The sequence below is a fragment of the Streptomyces cellostaticus genome (genome assembly GCF_001513965.1).
Taxonomy (GTDB): domain Bacteria; phylum Actinomycetota; class Actinomycetes; order Streptomycetales; family Streptomycetaceae; genus Streptomyces; species Streptomyces cellostaticus.
This window is the reverse complement of the sequence record NZ_KQ948060.1, coordinates 22,126-38,409: the sequence shown is the minus strand read 5'-3', so window position 1 is coordinate 38,409 and position 16,284 is coordinate 22,126. Positions and strand designations below refer to the sequence as shown.

Annotated in this window: 15 protein-coding genes; 4 read left to right on the top strand and 11 right to left on the bottom strand. The window is 71.6% G+C overall.

Annotation, left to right across the window (positions count from 1 at the left end; genetic code table 11):
- The 3 genes from AQI88_RS40135 to AQI88_RS40120 form a co-directional block, all read right to left on the bottom strand.
- A partial coding sequence (locus tag AQI88_RS40135; RefSeq protein WP_159050526.1) for a trypsin-like serine peptidase occupies positions 1-703 on the bottom strand: 703 nt, incomplete at its 3' end.
- Between the two features lie 385 nt (positions 704-1,088).
- Positions 1,089-2,033 carry a hypothetical protein gene (locus AQI88_RS40125; RefSeq protein WP_159050525.1) on the bottom strand — a complete coding sequence of 315 codons (945 nt, stop codon included), beginning with the start codon at positions 2,031-2,033 and terminating at the stop codon, positions 1,089-1,091.
- A 248-nt stretch (positions 2,034-2,281) separates the two neighbouring features.
- Positions 2,282-2,995, bottom strand: a complete 714-nt coding sequence (locus AQI88_RS40120; RefSeq protein ID WP_067010323.1) for a DUF4232 domain-containing protein — start codon at positions 2,993-2,995, stop codon at positions 2,282-2,284.
- A 186-nt stretch (positions 2,996-3,181) separates the two neighbouring features.
- Here AQI88_RS40120 and AQI88_RS40115 point away from each other — a divergent pair, with 186 nt between their 5' ends.
- The gene (locus tag AQI88_RS40115; RefSeq protein ID WP_067010320.1) at positions 3,182-4,522 is read left to right on the top strand and encodes a helix-turn-helix domain-containing protein; all 1,341 of its coding nucleotides are present in this window, start codon (positions 3,182-3,184) and stop codon (positions 4,520-4,522) included.
- Between the two features lie 112 nt (positions 4,523-4,634).
- Here AQI88_RS40115 and AQI88_RS40110 read toward each other — a convergent pair whose 3' ends face one another.
- The 4 genes from AQI88_RS40110 to AQI88_RS40095 all read right to left on the bottom strand — a co-directional run bounded on the left by AQI88_RS40110 (position 4,635) and on the right by AQI88_RS40095 (position 8,826).
- Positions 4,635-5,831, bottom strand: coding sequence for an NAD(P)/FAD-dependent oxidoreductase (locus tag AQI88_RS40110; RefSeq protein WP_067010317.1), 1,197 nt, complete (start codon positions 5,829-5,831; stop codon positions 4,635-4,637).
- A gap of 92 nt (positions 5,832-5,923) precedes the next feature.
- Positions 5,924-6,868, bottom strand: coding sequence for an RNA polymerase sigma factor SigJ (gene sigJ, locus AQI88_RS40105; RefSeq protein ID WP_067010314.1), 945 nt, complete (start codon positions 6,866-6,868; stop codon positions 5,924-5,926).
- 75 nt (positions 6,869-6,943) lie between these two features.
- Positions 6,944-7,588: a response regulator transcription factor gene (locus tag AQI88_RS40100; RefSeq protein WP_067010311.1), complete on the bottom strand. Its 645-nt coding sequence runs from the start codon at positions 7,586-7,588 to the stop codon at positions 6,944-6,946.
- Complete coding sequence (locus AQI88_RS40095) at positions 7,576-8,826, bottom strand: sensor histidine kinase (protein ID WP_067010344.1); 1,251 nt, start codon at positions 8,824-8,826, stop codon at positions 7,576-7,578. Before AQI88_RS40095 ends, AQI88_RS40100 begins: the two co-directional genes overlap by 13 nt.
- A gap of 168 nt (positions 8,827-8,994) precedes the next feature.
- On the opposite strand from AQI88_RS40095, the gene AQI88_RS40090 reads away from it, so the two are divergent.
- Positions 8,995-9,435, top strand: coding sequence for a hypothetical protein (locus AQI88_RS40090; RefSeq protein ID WP_244184582.1), 441 nt, complete (start codon positions 8,995-8,997; stop codon positions 9,433-9,435).
- Between the two features lie 6 nt (positions 9,436-9,441).
- On the opposite strand, the gene AQI88_RS40085 is transcribed toward AQI88_RS40090, so the two are convergent.
- The 4 genes from AQI88_RS40085 to cseB form a co-directional block, all read right to left on the bottom strand.
- Positions 9,442-12,000, bottom strand: a complete 2,559-nt coding sequence (locus tag AQI88_RS40085; RefSeq protein WP_067010305.1) for an ABC transporter permease — start codon at positions 11,998-12,000, stop codon at positions 9,442-9,444.
- A 46-nt stretch (positions 12,001-12,046) separates the two neighbouring features.
- On the bottom strand, positions 12,047-12,856 hold the full coding sequence (locus AQI88_RS40080) for an ABC transporter ATP-binding protein (RefSeq protein WP_398698254.1): 810 nt from the start codon (positions 12,854-12,856) through the stop codon (positions 12,047-12,049).
- A 131-nt stretch (positions 12,857-12,987) separates the two neighbouring features.
- On the bottom strand, positions 12,988-14,259 hold the full coding sequence (locus AQI88_RS40075) for a sensor histidine kinase (protein WP_208616066.1): 1,272 nt from the start codon (positions 14,257-14,259) through the stop codon (positions 12,988-12,990).
- 5 nt (positions 14,260-14,264) lie between these two features.
- Positions 14,265-14,981 carry a two-component system response regulator CseB gene (gene cseB, locus AQI88_RS40070; RefSeq protein WP_279616601.1) on the bottom strand — a complete coding sequence of 239 codons (717 nt, stop codon included), beginning with the start codon at positions 14,979-14,981 and terminating at the stop codon, positions 14,265-14,267.
- Between the two features lie 411 nt (positions 14,982-15,392).
- Here cseB and AQI88_RS40065 point away from each other — a divergent pair, with 411 nt between their 5' ends.
- A complete protein-coding gene (locus AQI88_RS40065; RefSeq protein ID WP_067010287.1) occupies positions 15,393-15,734 on the top strand; it encodes a MerR family transcriptional regulator in 342 nt (113 codons plus the stop codon).
- A gap of 273 nt (positions 15,735-16,007) precedes the next feature.
- The gene (locus AQI88_RS40060) at positions 16,008-16,211 is read left to right on the top strand and encodes a cold-shock protein (RefSeq protein WP_007383480.1); all 204 of its coding nucleotides are present in this window, start codon (positions 16,008-16,010) and stop codon (positions 16,209-16,211) included.
- The last annotated feature ends 73 nt before the right edge of the window (positions 16,212-16,284 follow it).

The following is a 16,284-nucleotide window of genomic DNA, read 5'->3' as shown; positions in this document are numbered from 1 at the left end:
TGTCAGCCCTCACATCGGGGCCGCCCTGGTTGTAGCCGCCCACATTGCCGACGATCACGCCGGTGTCGCCCGAGGAGTCGAGCTTGGAGAACCACGGCCCGCCGGAGACCCCGCCCCACATGCCGCCGCAGTCGATCTGCATCTGGTTGTAGGCCGGCAGCGGAGTCGTCGTGACGTCGCGGCAGCGGAACGCGCGGTCCTTCGAGTCGTACTTGACCATCGGGTAGCCGACGACGGTCAGTTGGTTGACGAACCCCGGTGTACGGGCAAGGGTGTTGGCGCCCACGACGTCCTCGACATGGTGGCCGCCGTTCTCGGTCAAGCCCGCGAAGGCGAAGTCCAGGTCGGAGTTGGGGCTCTTGTCGGACGCGTACTGGGAGTCGCGGAACCACTCCTTGACCGGCCAGATTCCGTACGGCTGGTCGGCGGCCGACTTGGTGTGGTCGTATTTGGGAACGAACACCGCGTTGCTGCCGAGGCAGTGACCGGCGGTGAGGACGAGGTTGTGCCCCGCGCTGTGCACCACGCTCGCCGTGCAGTGGTGCGCTTGCATGCCCTTGCCCGTGTTGAAGAGCGTGCCGACGGACTTCATGCCGTCGAAGTGCTCACCGGTGACCCCGGCGGCGACGGAGCGCTTCATGCGCGGTGCCGTCCAGCCCCGCGGCCGGGGAACGCGGCCCGAGGGGTCGGTGGCGGAGGCCATGCGCTGGGGCGTCCAGAAGCGGATGGCGTCCTGGACCGTCCATGTGCTCTTGCCGGTCGGCGACGGAGTGACGGACGTCGAGGGCCTCGGTACGGGAGTGGACGCGCCGGCGGCCGGCTTGGCCGCCAGGGTTCTGGTGGGGGCCGGGGTCGGCGTGGCGGCTTGGGCTGTTGCGGCGTTGCCCAGCAGGAGTGCAGCGCACAGGGTGGTAGCCCGAAGCCATATTCGTGTATATCGCAAGTAGAATTTCTCCAGATCAGGCACGCCGGACGCCACGGTCGGCCTCAGGCACGCGCGAGAGTGACGGCCGTCGCGGAGTGCAAGGCCGGGTCTTCGTCTCTGAGTTCAAGCGGTCCGGCCCGTTGCCACGGAGGCCGGACAGAGGTCAGCCCGTCGCCGACCCGCCGCGCCGACGCATCGTGTACGCGACGACGCCGACCAGCGCCAGGCAAGCCGCTCCGCCGGACGCTGCCCACAGCAGCCCGTCGTCCGACGAGTCGGCCCGACTGCCGGCGCCGGGCCTGCTCGCGCGTGCGTCCGCAGGGACGGTGATCTTCTGAGTGCTGGTGTTCCTGCCGTGGTGGCTGACGACCTTCACCTGGTAGGAACCAGCGGCAAGGCCGGAGCGCAAGGTGACGTGTCCGGAGTAGAGGGTGTCCGAACCGTCGGCTGTCGGGCAGGAGTTGTCGTCGGCGCCGTCGGTGGTGAGCCTCGCCGCGCCATGGAACGCCGGTGATGTCGCCACCAGCGACTTCTCGTCCGGCGCGGCCCGCTCGTCGATGAAGCAGATCATCGCCCTGGAGCCGGACCGTGCGGACTGTGGCCACACCGTGAAACGGAAGATCCGGGCATCGGCCTGCGCGGTTACCTTCACGTGCGTGGTGGCGACCGTACGGCCGTGAAAGGCAGCCGTGAGCGTGTAGGTGCCCGGCGTGATGTCACTGCGGAGCCACTGCATCTGCCCGGGACCGTACACCTCCGCGGAATCCGTGGCCCCTCTGCTCTTCGGTGTCAGCCGCGCCGGCTTGCGCAGAGCGGGAGAGGTCACTGTCACCTCGTTCCACGACGACGGCATGCCGAGGATGCGCAGTCCGATGCTGTCGCCCACCGCGGCGGTGGGGTCGTCGTTGAAGAACACCAGACGGGGACCGGCTGTGGCCTGTTGGGCGGCGACAACCTGGGGCAGGGGAGCGGCGATCGCCTCGGCCGCGCCGGCTGACGCACCCCAGAAGGCCGCAAGCCCGGCAACCAGCCCTGCACAGGCAGTCCTGCGCGAAGACCGTCCTGTGCGGCCAGGCGTACAAGCCCCCGACGGCATGGCCCGATTCACCAGCGCACCCCCCGATGCGATTCCCCCACGGCCGCCCACAGGCGGTGTCCAGTCGACCGTGGTCAGCGGCCGTTGTCGCGATGATCGCACAGCTACCGAACAGGTGTACACCGGACATGTCCGGGCCGAGCGACGACCGGGCCGGGCGCAGCGTGCTGCAGGAGATGCTCGCGACATGAAGAAGACCCAGGTCAGAGACCCGGGCCTTGTCACTGTCCAGCTTGATCAGTCGAGCGTGCGCTCAGGCGTCACCAGTTGACGGCGTCGTCCATCGACTGCTGCCAGTACGTGACCTTGAGCGAGTCGTCGACGTAGGCGCCCTTCGCGGGCAGCGACGGGTGAGCGCCCGCGCCGACGCTCTCGTTGCCGGAGGGGCCGTGGAAGTAGACAGTCAGGGACTTCACGGTGTGGCCGTTCGAGCCGCTGCCGTCGGTGGCCGACAGGCTCACGGAGGCGTAGCCGGACTCGCCCGGCCCGAGCGTGACGACTGCCTGCGGCTGCGACTCCTCGATGACCGGAGGCACGGCCTGGGCCTCGCCGAAGCGGACGGCCGGGTAGCCGTAGAGGTAGCAGCTCTTGCTGCCGGTGTTGGTCACCGTGAGCAGCATGTGGTTCACGGGGCGGTTCAGCGGGGCCGCGACCGTCCTGGTGTTGGACCCCTCACAGGTGACCGGCTTGCCGGAGGAGGCGGGCGCCTTCGGCGCAGAGGTGTGCGTTGCGGGCCTCGTAGCGGCGGCGTCGGGCTTGGCATCCGAGGAAGAGGAGGAGGAAGAGGAGGAGTTGGCGCCGGAGGCCGAAGAAGAAGCACCGGAAGAGGAGTTCGCAGTCGTGGTGGTGGCCGCCGCGGCACCCTCGTCGTGGGCGCCTGTTCCGTTGCCGCACGCGGTCAGGGAGAGCGCGGCGAGAACGACGGTCGCGGCGGCGCCGGTGAGACGAGTGCGGGAGGTGCGGAGGTTGGACATGTGGCTGTGCCCCTTCGGTGTCCGGGTGGGGTGGTGATTGGATGACCGAAGCTTGTGAGGTGATTCGTCCCAACTGCCATGCACAGCGGGGAGTTGGGGACGCTGGAACAGCACAATGCGCTCTGACCAGGGAGAAGGCAGTGGCCCTGGAATGCGCTACTGGGATACCGGGGTTGAGGGGAACAGGTGTCAGGGGCAACGGAAGCCGGCGAAACGGAGGCGTTCGCACGGCTGTTACGGGAACTCAAGGACCGCTCGGGACTGAGCTACGGAGCGCTCGCCAAGCGTCTGCACATGAGCACGTCGACGCTGCACCGCTACTGCAACGGCACCGCGGTGCCGATCGAGTACGCACCGGTGGAGCGCCTCGCAAGAGCCTGCCGGGCGACACCGCAGGAGCTGGTGGAGCTGCACCGGCGCTGGATCCTGGCGGACGCGGCACGCGGGCGCAGGACGGATCAGGTCGCGGCGACGGGTTCGACTCAAGAAGCCGGTCCGGCCGGTTCGGACGGTTCAGCTGATGTGCCGGAAGCCGTGGGGCCCGGGACCGAGGGCGGCGAGAAGGGTACGGCGGTTGTCGTCGGCGTGCCGGGCGAGCCCGCGCCGCCACATCGTCCCCGCAGGTTCCGTCGTCGTATCGCGCTGATCGCCTCCGTCGCGGCGGTCGCCGCGCTGGGGGCCGTCGTGTACGACCTGCGTCCGACGGCCGTCGGAGACACCACGATGCCTACGATCACCGGCACCGGAGAAGCCGGCGACACCGGCGACACCGGGAAGCCCTCCGCCGCCCCGTCTCCGAGCGGGAGCGGGAGTGGACACAAGCCGTCCGCATCGGCCCCCGACTCCCCCACCGGGACAGCCGGTTCCGAGGGCGCCGGGTCCGGCAGGTCGAAGGACGAAGGCAAGCAGGGCGTGCCCCAGCACACCGGGGCCGTCCCGCTCACTGTCGGCACCCGTCCCTACGTCTACGACAACCCGTGCAGCCAGCACTTCCTCGTCGACAGCGAACCCGCGCAGGTCGGCCCGCCCGCGAACGAGCAGGACGCCCCGCGCTGGGCCGCCGCGTACGGGGCGGTCTCCTCGGGCGAACAGCGGGTCGCGCTCACCGTCCAGGGCACCGGCGAGGACACCGTCGTCCTGGAGGCGTTGCACGTCCGCGTCCTCGCCAAGGGCGCGCCGCTCGCCTGGAACGACTACTCGATGGGCGTCGGCTGCGGCGGCCGCGTCGAGACCAAGTCGTTCGACACCGACCTGGACAACGGCAGCCCAACGGTCACCGTCAAGAACGGCCAGCGCGCCTTCCCGTACAAGGTCAGCGAGTCCGACCCGGAGGTCTTCTACGTCACCGCCCACACCCAGGCGCACGACGTCCGCTGGGACCTCACCCTGGACTGGTCCAGCGGGGCGCGCCACGGCACCGTCCGCATCGACGACAACGGCACCCCGTTTCGCACCAGCGCCGACGCGGACCGCCCGGGCTACGACTACCCGCTGGGCGGCGGAGAGTGGATCAAACGGGGAGGGTGAGGCCGGTCAGTTCCTCGGGAATGCCTTGTGCGGGCGCTCCCGCTGAACGGCGTCAGCCCGAGGCTGATCCGAGGGCGCCCTCGCATCGAGAGCGCCCGCTCCGCTGTGCGCGTCAGGCCGGCGCCTTGACCGCCGAGCCCGCCGGGGTCGCGGCCCGCACGACGCGGCGGCGCCGGGTCGGTATCCCGATCGTCGGGTTGGCGACGGCCCAGGCCGCGCCCTTGCAGATCAGCTCCTTGTAGACGGCGGCGAGCCGACCCGTCAGGGCCGCCCGGACGGCACGGTCGTCGGCGGTGACGTACTGGATCAGGCCTTCTTTGCGGCCCAGCGAGATGCACTGGTTGAAGTAGCGGATCGGCATGTTCGGGAGCTTCCCGCCGGTCAGGCGTGCCGCGATGGCGTCGGCGGCCTGCCACGCGGAGGGGCTGCCCGAGGCGCACGACATCCGCAGCGGCTTGTCGCCGGGGCCCATCGCCAGGGCCGCGTCGCCGATGGCGTACACGTCCGGGTGCGAGAGGGAGCGCAGGGTCGCGTCGACCACGATCTGGCCCGTGCCGGTGACCTCCAGGGTGGTGGCCTTCGCGAGCGGGTGGACGGCGAAGCCCGCGGTCCACACGGTGACCGCGGCCGGGATGGACGTGCCGTCGGCGGTGGCGACGCGGTCGGCCTGCACGCCGGTGACGGCGGCGTGCTCGTGCACGGTGATGCCGAGCCGGCCGAAGACCTTCCGCAGGTGCCGGCGGCCCTTGGGCGAGAGCCCGTCGCCGAGGCCGCCGCGGGCGGCAAGGGCGACGTCGAGGTCCGGGCGGGCCTCGGCGATCTCGGTCGCGGCCTCCAGGCCGGTGAGACCGCCGCCGACCACGACCACGGGCTGTCCGGCGTCCAGGCGAGCCAGGCGCTCGCGCAGCCGGAGCGCTCCGGGGCGGGAGGCGATCTCGTGGGCGTGCTCGGCGGTGCCGGGGACGCCCTGGTGGTTCCAGCCGCTGCCGAGGGCGTACACGAGGGTGTCGTACGCCAGTTCCTCGGCGCCGTTCGCGTCGAGGACGGCGACGGTCTTGCGGTCGACATCGACGCCGGTGACCTTCGCGAGCTTCAGGTCGACGCCGGTGCCCGCGAACATCTCGCTGAAGGGCCGGGGCTTGAGGTCCTGGCCGGCCGCGAGCTGGTGCATCCGGACGCGCTCGACGAAGTCGGGCTCGGCGTTGACGAGGGTGATGGCGACGTCGTCACGGTGCAGCCGCCTGGCGAGGCGGCCGGCCGCGATGGCTCCGGTGTATCCGGCTCCGAGGACGATGATGCGGTGCTGCATGTCGCGCTCCTGTCGTGGGCGGGTTCGCCACCTGAACCGGGCGGCCCGCCGTTTCCTGACAGGAACGCGATGTGAAGCACCTCACATCAGGGTCAGAAGGCTTTGAGCAGGGGTTCGCCGTGGTCGGCGGCCGCCCACCGCCGGGTCGCGCGTTCGAGCTTGTCGGGGTTGACCTGGTTGCGGAACGCGGCGATGCCCTCGGGGGTGATGTCCAGGCACATGACGGCGATGACCCGGCCGTCCACGACCGCCACGACGGCGGGGTCGCCGTTGGCGGTCGTGGCGTAGACCTCGGGTGAGCCGCCTGCCAGGGCGCGCTGGGCCTTGCCGGGCTTGAACAGGCCCCGCATGAACTTCGCGACCGCGAGGGCGCCCTCGAACGCCTTGGCCCGCGCCGGGACCTTCCCGCCGCCGTCACCGATCGCGACGGCGTCCTGGGTGAGCAGCCGCACGAGCGGCTCGGTCCGGCCGCTGGTGGCGGCCGCGAGGAACTCGTCGATGATCCGCCGGGCGGCGGCCTCGTCGATCTCGGTGCGGGCCTTGCCGTCCGCGACGTGCTTCTTGGCGCGGTGGAAGATCTGCTGGCTGGCGGCCTCGGTGAGGTCGAGGATCTCGGCGATCTCCCGGTGCGGGTAGCCGAAGGCCTCCCGCAGCACGTACACCGCCCGCTCGCCCGGGGAGAGGCGCTCCAGCAGGGCAAGGACCGCGTACGAGACCGATTCGCGCTGTTCGGCGGTGTCGGCCGGGCCGAGCATCGGGTCCCCGGCGAGCAGCGGCTCGGGGAGCCATTGGCCCACGTAGGTCTCGCGCCGCGCGCGGGCCGAGGTGAGCTGGTTGAGGCACAGGTTGGTGAGGACCTTCGTCAGCCAGGCCTCGGGGAGCTCGATGTGGCCGACGTCGGCGGCCTGCCAGCGCAGGAACGTCTCCTGCACGGCGTCCTCGGCCTCGCTCGCGGAGCCGAGCAGGCGGTAGGCGATGGCCTCCAGGCGGGGCCTGGAGGCCTCGAACCGGTCCACGTCGTTCATGGTCAGGGCCATGGCCCGGATCTTAGCTCTCGCGGCGCGCGACGGCCGCCGCACGGCAGCCCTGCGCGCAGGCCCTCACCGGCGCACTCAGGCAAAGTCGAGAAAGCGCAGCACAGCGAGCACCCGGCGGTGGTCCGCCTCCGCCTTCGGCAGGTCGAGTTTGGCGAAGATGCTGTTGATGTGTTTGGCCACCGCGCTCTCGCTGACCACGAGTTGCTCGGCTATTCCGGCGTTGGACCGGCCGCCCGCCATCAGCTCCAGGACCTCGCGTTCGCGCGGGGTGAGCCGGTCCAGGGGGTCGCGGTGGCGGCGGACCAGCAGCTGGGAGACCACCTGCGGGTCCAGCGCGGTACCGCCGGCCGCCACCCGCCGCAGGGTCTCGGCGAACTCCTCAACGTCCGCGACCCGTTGCTTGAGCAGGTAGCCGATCCCCGAAGTGTTGGCGGACAGCAGATCGGCCGCGTACCGCTCCTCCACGTACTGCGACAGCAGCAGTACCGCCGTCTTCGGCCACTGCCGTCTGATGACCAGTGAGGCCCGTACGCCCTCGTCCGTGAAGCCGGGAGGCATCCGGACGTCCACCACCGCGATGTCCGGCCGGTGCTCCTCCACGGCCGCCAACAGCGCCTGGGCGTCGCCCACTTCGGAGACCACCTCGAATCCGGCCATCTCCAGGACCTTGACCAGGCCGATCCGGAGCAGGACGGAATCCTCGGCAATCACGGCACGCACGGCAACTCCACGGTCATGACGGTCGGCCCCCCGACGGGGCTGTCGACCGACAGAGTGCCATCGACCGAAGCGACCCGTTTGGCCAGCCCCGCCAGCCCGGTGCCGCCGGTGAGCTCGGCACCGCCCACGCCGTCGTCGCTGACGACGACCAGCACAGTCGCCCCGAAGCGCTCCACCGTGACCTCGGCCTTGGACGCCTCGGCGTGCTTCACCACGTTCGTCAGCGCCTCGGAGATCACGAAGTAGGCGACGGCCTCGATCGTGGGCGACGGCCGCGACGGGAGGTCCACCTTCACCCGTACCGGGATGGGGGCCCGGGCGGCGATGCCGGAGAGCGCGGCGTCGAGGCCGCGGTCCTCCAGAACGGCCGGATGCAGCCCGCGCACCAGGCTGCTCAGCTCCTGAATCGCCTCCTTCGCCTCCCGGTGCGCCTCGTCGATCACCCGCCGGGCGTCCTCGGGCAGGTCGCCGAGCGTGGCCTTGGCGACCCCGAGGTTGACCGCCAAGGAGACCAGCCGCTGTTGGGCGCCGTCGTGCAGGTCCCGTTCGATGCGCCGCCGTTCGGCGTCGGCGGCGTCCACCAGGCCGGCCCGGCTCTCGGTCAGGGCCTCGACCCGGCGCGCCAACTGCTCCTGACGGCTGGGCCCGAGCAGGTCTGTCGCAGTGCGGGTGTCGAGCCGGGCAAGGGCACCGGAGAGCCACGACGCCGCGTGGAGCAGGGCGATACCGGCAGCGGTGACGTACGCCCCCCAGGTGCTGTACCCGGGGTGGTCGATGCGCCAGTCCAGCGGCACGAGCCAGATCCACACATAGACCGAGACGGCTACGACGGCCGCGGCCCACATCAGCAGCACGAAGGCCGCTGCGAGGGCCAGGAGCGGCCCGCCCAGCACGTGGTACGTGAGCTGCCGCCGCCCCGCCGGGGACCGCAGCCACGCGCGCAGCCGGGGTCGCCGTCCCGGAAAGGGCGAGGGGATGCCCACACCGAGCCGAGTACGGAAACGGCCGTACTGCACCTCGGTCAGCAGCGGCCCCGCGGCCAGGACGGCGGCGCACGGGACGAGGACCGCCAGAAGGATGGCCCCTTTCGAGACGGGGACGAAGAGGATCCACGGCAGGGCGATGACGAGCAGTACCCCGAGCTGGATCAGGACACCGGTGGCGATGAACGCCACCGGTCGTCCGGCTCCTTGGAACGGCCGCTGGATCACGCGCCGCAGGCGGGCGGTTCTGTGCATGGGAAAACGGTAGGCGCCGAGGTCAGGGCGGTCCATGGCGTAAACGTCCGCCTTGGGGGTGCAACTGGTGCCACCCCGGAACGGACCCCTGCGTTACTGACTGTGACCGGCGTACGGCGGAGGCTGGAGGCCGTGAAGGAGAGCCGGCAACCCGAGGAGCCCGATCCGATGACCGCGTTGAGTGTCCGTCAGGAACACGATGACCAGCACGAGTCGACCGGGCCACTGCTCCGCAGCCGGTACCGCCTGGAACACGTCCTGGTCGCCAGCGGACTGGCCCTGCTGCCCTGGCTGATCGTGCTCGCCAACGGCCTGCCCGGCACCGCCACCGCCGCGAACTGGTGCAATGCCTGGATCGGCCTGGACAGCCTGGAAGCGCTGGGCCTGATCACCACCGGGCTGCTGGCCGTACGCGGCCACCACCTGCACGCGTTCACCGCCACCGCCACCGCGACGCTGCTGGTCGTCGACGCCTGGTTCGACACGATGACAGCGGCACCGGGCGGGGACCGGCTCTCGGCGGTGGCGATGGCGTTCGGCGCGGAGCTGCCGCTGGCCGTGGTGTGCGTCGTGCTGGCGGCGAAGGGCCGCCCCCGGCCCACGGCCTGACCCCCTCTACCCCGCGACGGCTTCCAGCGGGCTCAGCGCGGCTGCCCGGCGGGCCGGGACGGCGGCCGCGATCGCGCCGACCGCGAGGGACAGCAGGCACACGAGGAGCAGCGTCCCCCAGGGCAGCGTCAGGGAGTACTGCTCCATCGCGCCGCCTGCCAGCGAGCCGACCGCCCAGGCGCCGAACAGGCCGCCCGCCAGGCCGAGAAGGGTGCCGAACGCGGCGACGGTGACCGCTTCCAGGCGGATCATCCGGCGGATGCCGGCGCGGTCCATGCCGAGGGCGCGCAGTGCCCCGATCTCGCGGGTGCGTTCGGCGACCGACATGGCCAAGGTGTTCACGATGCCGAGTGCGCCGATCACGGCGCCGATGGCGAGCATCCCGTACATCACCTTCAGCAGGTCGGCCATGGTGCCGGCGGCCTCGTCGACGAGTTGCTCCCGGTCCTGCACCTTCACCAGCGGGCTGTTGCCCACGGCGGTGCGCAGCCGCTTCTCGGTGGTCTTCGAGACCGCGCTGCCGTCGGTGCGGACGAGGATCCGCTGGACGGATCCGGGCATGTAGCTGTTCTTCGCGACCTCGGTACGGTCGCCGAGCGCGTCCTGGGCGATGGGGTTGTCCTTGTAGACGCCCACGACGGTGTACTTCTCGAACTCCTGGTTCCGGCCCATGCCGGCGTTGAGCCGGCCGCCCGTGGTCACGCCGGTTTCCCGGGCGACGGTGCTGGAGACGGCGATCCGGCCCGGCCCGAGCTCCTTGACGGAGCCGCTGACGAAGTCGAGTTTCATGACGTCGTTCACGGTGCCGGGGTCGACGCCGGAGATGTCCCGGACACCGCCGCCGACGAAGAGGGTGGAGTCCGTGACGGCGGTCGCGGTCCGCACCCCGGAGGCGTCGGCCACCCGCCGTACGGCGGCCGGGTCGACGCCGGTCGTGGTGGTGCGGGAGCTGATCACGTAGTCGGCGCCGAGACCGGCCGCGGCCTGGCGGTCCAGGGCCTGCCCGGTGGAGTTGCCGATGACGGCGAGCCCGGCGACCAGTGCGGTGCTGATCAGCAGGGTGGCGGCGGTGGCCGCGGTGCGCCGCGGGTCGCGCAGCGCGTTCTCGCGGGCGAGATGGCCGGTGATCCCGAAGCGGCCGGTCAGCCGTCCGGTCAGCCGGATCACGGGGGCGGCGAGCAGCGGCGCAAGGACGATCAGGGCGGCGACGAGGAGGGCGCAGCCGAGCATCGCACGGTGCAGGTTCTCCTCCGAGGCGTCCTTGGCTCCCGTGAGCGACACCAGCCGGCCGGCGCCGAGGACGAGGAGGGCAAGGCCCGTCACGGCCCGGGTCCGGGACCGGGTGGCGGAGGGCGGCTGTCCGGCCGTGCGCATCGCCTCGATCGGCGCGACCTTCGCCGCCCTGCGGGACGGCAGCCACGCGGCGAGCACGGTGACGCCCACGCCCACGCCGAGCGCTGCCACGACCGGCCGCGGGCCGATCACCAGGGGGCCGTGGGGCAGGGTGTTCCCGTCGGCGCTCAGGACGTCGGGCAGCACCGAGGCGATGCCGAGGCCGAGCAGGAATCCGGCCGCCGAGGCGACGAGGCCGACCAGGAGGGCCTCCAGGAGGACGGAGCGGGCCACCTGGCGGCGCGAGGCGCCGATCGCCCGCAGCAGCGCGATCTCACGGGTGCGCCGCGCCACGAGCATGGTGAAGGTGTTGACGATGAGGAACGAGCCGATGAACAGCGAGACCCCGGCGAAGACCAGCGGCAGCTTCGCGTAGCCCCGGGTCAGGGTGTCGACGAGGATGGCCTGCTGGTCGGCCTGGGCGGCGCCGGTGGTGGCCTCGGCCCGGTCGGCCGGGAGCACGTCGGTGACCCGGCGGGCCAGCTCGAACTGGTCGGTGCCGGGCGCGGCGGACAGATCGATGCCGGTGTAGTGCCCCGGGGACGCGAACAGTTTCTGGGCGGTCGCCTTGCCGAACAGGGCGAGGGTGCCGCCGGCGGTCACCCGGGTGTCCTCGGTGGTGACGATGCCGACGAGCCGCTTGGCCAGGACCGGGCCGTCGGTGGCCAGCGTGATCGTGTCGCCGATGCGGAAGCGGCCGGCGGCGGCCGTGCCCCTGTCCACGGCGAGTTCGTCGCTGTGCCTCGGCGCGTGGCCCTCGATCAGGGGGTAGCGGCTGTCCTTGCCGTCCTTGCCGGGTACGTAGGCGGCGGCGAGGTTCGCCCCGGCCCTGACCCGCAGCGGGGTGCCGTCGGCCGCGTTCAGGGCGGCCGAGCCGTCGGCCGACGGCTCCACGGCGGCGACACCGGGTACGTCGGCCAGTTTCCGTGCGAGCGCGTCGTCGAGCACGCTGCTCCGCCGGTCCGCTGCGCCCCCGGACGGGGACTCCTTCGCGGTCACGGTGACCGCGATGTCGGCGAAATTCTTCGAGGCGGCGGCGCGATGGGCCTCGGCGGTGGAGTCCGCGAAGACGAGGGTGCCGCTGACGAACGCGACACCCAGGCAGACCGCGAGGACGGTCATGACCAGACGGGCCTTGTGCGCCAGGGTGTTGCGCAGGGCTGTGCTCAGCATGGGCAGCTTTCGGGTACGAGGGGGCGGGGACGTGCTGCTTCGGGGATCAGCTGGTGCGTGAGCGGGCGTCGCAGGCGGGGGTCTGGGGGCTCCCCCCGGAAAAACGCAGCATCAGGTCCAGGACCCGGTCCGGGGTCGGGTGCGCCATCTCGTCGACCAGGCGGCCGTCGGAGAGGAAGACCACGCGGTCGGCGTAGCCGGCGGCGACGGGGTCGTGGGTGACCATGACCACGGTCTGGCCCAGCTCGCGTACCGAGTCGCGCAGGAAGCCGAGCACCTCGGCCCCGGCGCGGGAGTCGAGGTTGCCGGTGGGCTCGTCGCCGAAGACGATCGCGGGGCGGGAGACCAGGGCGCGGGCGACCGCGACGCGCTGCTGCTGCCCGCCGGACAGCTGTGCGGGCCGGTGGTCGAGGCGCTGGGCGAGGCCGACCATGGAGACCACACGGTCCAGCCACTGCCGCTCGGGCCGGCGTCCGGCGAGGGTCAGCGGCAGGGTGATGTTCTCCAGCGCGGTCAGCGTCGGCAGCAGGTTGAACGCCTGGAAGATGAAGCCGATCCGGTCGCGGCGCAGCCGGGTGAGCTGACGGTCGCCCAGCGTGCCCAGTTCGGTGGTGCCGATGCGCACGGAGCCGGAGCTGGGCGAGTCGAGCCCGGCGGCGCAGTGCATCAGGGTGGACTTGCCGCAGCCGGAGGGGCCCATGATCGCGGTGAACTCGCCCTCGCGGAAGCCGATGCTGACCCGGTCCAGGGCTACGACCTGGGTGTCGCCACGGCCGTAGACCTTCGTCAGGTCGGCGGTGGCGGCCGCGATCCCGGGCGTGTGCAGCGGGTGCGGGGGAAAGGGGTCGACGGTCACAGGGACTCCTCTTCGGGTGCCAAAGGGTGCACTTCGAAGGGTGTCGGGGGAACGTATCGGGGCCTGGGCCGCTGTGTATCGGCGTCCGCGCCGCTTCGTAGCAGTTCTGTAGGGGGGTGGGTGCCGGGCGGTCAGTCCGGCAGGCGCAGGGTGGCTACGGCCCCGCCGTCCAGGGCGTTGTCCAGGCGTAGCTCGGCGCCGAGAAGCCGGGCCTGTCCCAGGGCGATGGTCAGGCCGAGGCCGTGGCCCGTGCCGCGCTCCGTGGCGCCCGTGTGGAAGCGGCGCGGACCGTGGAGCAGCAGGTCCTGCGGGAAGCCGGGGCCGTGGTCACGCACGAGGACCGTACGGCTCTCGACGGTGACCTGCACCGGGGTGTCTCCGTGCCGGTGGGCGTTGACGACGAGGTTGCCGACGATCCGCTCCAGGCGGCGGGGGTCGGTCTCCACGGTCTGCGTGCTCCCGGCGGCACCGGCGCCCGGATCCTGCGCAACGGTGACCTCGGTGTCGAGGCCGGTGCGCGCCACGGCCTCGGAGACGACGGCGCCGAGCGGCACCCGGGCGCGGACGGGATGTTCGGCACCGGCGTCGAGGCGGGAGATTTCGAGGAGGTCCTCGACCAGGCCGCGCAGATCGCGCACCCGGGCGCGGAGCAGATCCTCCGTCTCACCGGGCGGCAGCAGGTCGACGGTGGCCAGCAGACCGCCGACGGGGGTGCGCAGCTCATGGGCCACGTCCGCGGTGAACTGCCGCTCGGCGCGCAGCCGTCGGCCGAGGCTGTCGGCCATGAGGTCGACGGTGGCGGCGATGTCGGCCACCTCGTCGCGGCCCTTGGTGGGCCCGGTCCGGGCGTCGAGGTCCCCGGCGGAGATCCGGCCCGCTGTCCGGGAGACCCGGCGCAGCCTGCGGGCGAGCAGCCCGGCCCCGTACACCGCCAGGGGCGTGGCCACCGCGAGCGCGACCAGCGAGGCCACGGTCATGATCACGTCGAGCCGGTGCAGCCCGTAGAGGTCCGGGCCCATGTTGGCCTGGACGGCGAGGACCGGGCTGGCCGGGCCGCCGGTCCGCTGGGCGGCCCACACGCTCGGCCCCAGATTTCCCTCGACGCGCCCGTCATAGGCCGTGTGCCGGTCGGCGTCGGCCGGGTGGCGCAGGGCGGCGGGCAGCGCGGCCGGATCGAGCTCGGCGCCGTCCGCCAGGGTGCCGGTGCGCCGGTAGACGTCCATGGCCGAGTACACGGTGTTGAGGGCCCGGGCCTGGGCCCGGTCGCGGATGTCCTGCGCGGTCCACCCGTGCACCAGCAGGCCCACCGCCGCCACGACCAGGCAGGCCGTGGCCGCGGCCAGCGCGGCGATCTTCCAGCGCAAGGACGCGCGGGCCGGCCGCAGCCGGTGGAACGGGCGCACCGCTCTCAGCGCCTGAGCTTGTAGCCGAAGCCGCGGACCGTCTCGATCCGGTCCCGGCCCAGCTTCCTGCGCAGCCGCTGCACACACAGGTCCACGACCCGGCTGTCGCCGTCCCAGCCGTACTCCCAGACGTCGCGCAAGAGGGTGTGCCGCTCCAGCACGACGCCCGGGTGGGCGGCGAACTCCAGCAGCAGCTTGAGCTCGGTCGGGGTCAGCGCCACCCGGCTTCCGGAGACGGACACCTCCATGCCGGCGGTGTCGATGGTCAGGTCCCCGAAGACCAGCACCTCCCCCTCGGACGGCGGCCCCTCGCCCGCGGCGCGCTCCGGTCCCGGGACGGGCGCGTAGGTCGCCCGCCGCAGCAGCGAGCGGATACGGGCCACGAGCACGTAGGTGTCCACGGGCTTGACCACGTAGTCGTCCGCTCCGGCCTCCAGACCGGCGACGACATCGAGGCCGTCGCCGCGCGCGGACATCATCAGAACGGGCACCAGGCTGGTCTCCCGGACTCTGCGGCACAGGCCGATCCCGTCCAGACCGGGCAGCATCACATCCAGGATCAGCAGGTCGAAGTCCTCGTCCCGGAAGAGCTCAAGACCCGTGAGACCGTCGGCCGCGGCCCGCATCTCGTAGCCGTAGCGCTCCAGAGCGACGGTGAAGGACCGGCGCATCAGGTCGTCGTCCTCCACCAGCAGCACGCGGACGGGGCGCGAAGAGGACACGGGCGGATGACTCCTGTTCGGACGGTCCGGGTGAGGTCGGCGAGCTGAACGGAACGATACGGGCGCGTGCGGGTCGGGTCACCCGACCGTCCGGTACGCGCTCGGCAGGGTCTCGGCCACCGTGCACACCGGCAAGGACCGCAGGCGGTGAGCGGGAGCCGCACGGCCCGGCCGGGCTCGCAGCGGCGGGGCACGGGCGCGCCGAACACGCTCAGGAACGCCGGCCGGGCGCGACACTCTGACCGCGGCCTGTGCAGAAGCGGAAAATCTGTCGGGGCAGCGCCACATATCCGTAGCCATCGACGTTAGGGTTGTGACCACCTGGGCACCACATGGACGGGACCGAAACCCGTTGGTGTTGTCGGTGCCGAGCCCGCCGGGCCCTCGCCGCGCCCCCGAAACGAAGGTGCCATGCCTGCCGAGAACTCTCCCGTCGGCAACCTCGATGACGACGACTACCCCGCCTACACCATGGGGCGGGCCGCCGACATCCTCGGCATCACCCCCGCCTTCCTCCGGGCCATCGGCGAGGCGAAGCTGATCACCCCGCTGCGCTCGGAAGGCGGGCACCGGCGCTACTCCCGCTATCAGCTGCGCATCGCCGCCCGCGCCCGCGAACTCGTCGACCAGGGCACCCCCATCGAGGCCGCCTGCCGCATCATCGTCCTCGAGGACCAGCTCGAGGACGCCCTGCGCCTGAACGAGGAAATGCGCCGGAAGATGGGCGACTCGGACACGGACGACAGCCCCTGAGCGGGGCGCCCCGGCCGGGCGAATATCTATTGCAGCCGTTGCAGAATTACATACAGGGCGCCGTGAGATGTTCATTCCAACGGGTACGACAATTCCGGAAGGTATGAGGCACCCGGCCTGCCCTGTGTTACCGTGATAACAGTTGCAGTTTTGGTTGCCGGAGATTCTTTGCGAGTTTTCCGGGTCTTCCGGGTCTTCCGGAGGGGTGATCATCGCGCGACTCTGGGGTCTGCACAGTGCAGGTCCCGGTACTGCCCCTTAGGGAGATTCAATATGGCATCTGGCACCGTGAAGTGGTTCAACGCGGAAAAGGGCTTCGGCTTCATCGAGCAGGACGGCGGCGGCGCTGACGTGTTCGCCCACTACTCGAACATCGCCACCTCCGGCTTCCGCGAGCTTCAGGAAGGCCAGAAGGTTACCTTCGACGTCACGCAGGGCCAGAAGGGCCCGCAGGCCGAGAACATCGTTCCCGCCTGACGCTGACGCATACTTCGTGGCTGGGGCCCGCGCTCTTGGGGTGCGGGCCCCAGCCCGTTGCTTTATCCCCTGA

Coding starts and splice junctions, on each gene's coding strand:
- AQI88_RS40120 (WP_067010323.1), bottom strand. CDS start 2,995: ATGTCCAACCTCCGCACCTCCCGCACTCGTCTCACCGGCGCCGCCGCG.
- AQI88_RS40110 (WP_067010317.1), bottom strand. CDS start 5,831: ATGCAGCACCGCATCATCGTCCTCGGAGCCGGATACACCGGAGCCATC.
- sigJ (WP_067010314.1), bottom strand. CDS start 6,868: ATGGCCCTGACCATGAACGACGTGGACCGGTTCGAGGCCTCCAGGCCC.
- AQI88_RS40095 (WP_067010344.1), bottom strand. CDS start 8,826: ATGCACAGAACCGCCCGCCTGCGGCGCGTGATCCAGCGGCCGTTCCAA.
- AQI88_RS40090 (WP_244184582.1), top strand. CDS start 8,995: ATGACCGCGTTGAGTGTCCGTCAGGAACACGATGACCAGCACGAGTCG.
- AQI88_RS40085 (WP_067010305.1), bottom strand. CDS start 12,000: ATGCTGAGCACAGCCCTGCGCAACACCCTGGCGCACAAGGCCCGTCTG.
- AQI88_RS40065 (WP_067010287.1), top strand. CDS start 15,393: ATGCCTGCCGAGAACTCTCCCGTCGGCAACCTCGATGACGACGACTAC.
- AQI88_RS40060 (WP_007383480.1), top strand. CDS start 16,008: ATGGCATCTGGCACCGTGAAGTGGTTCAACGCGGAAAAGGGCTTCGGC.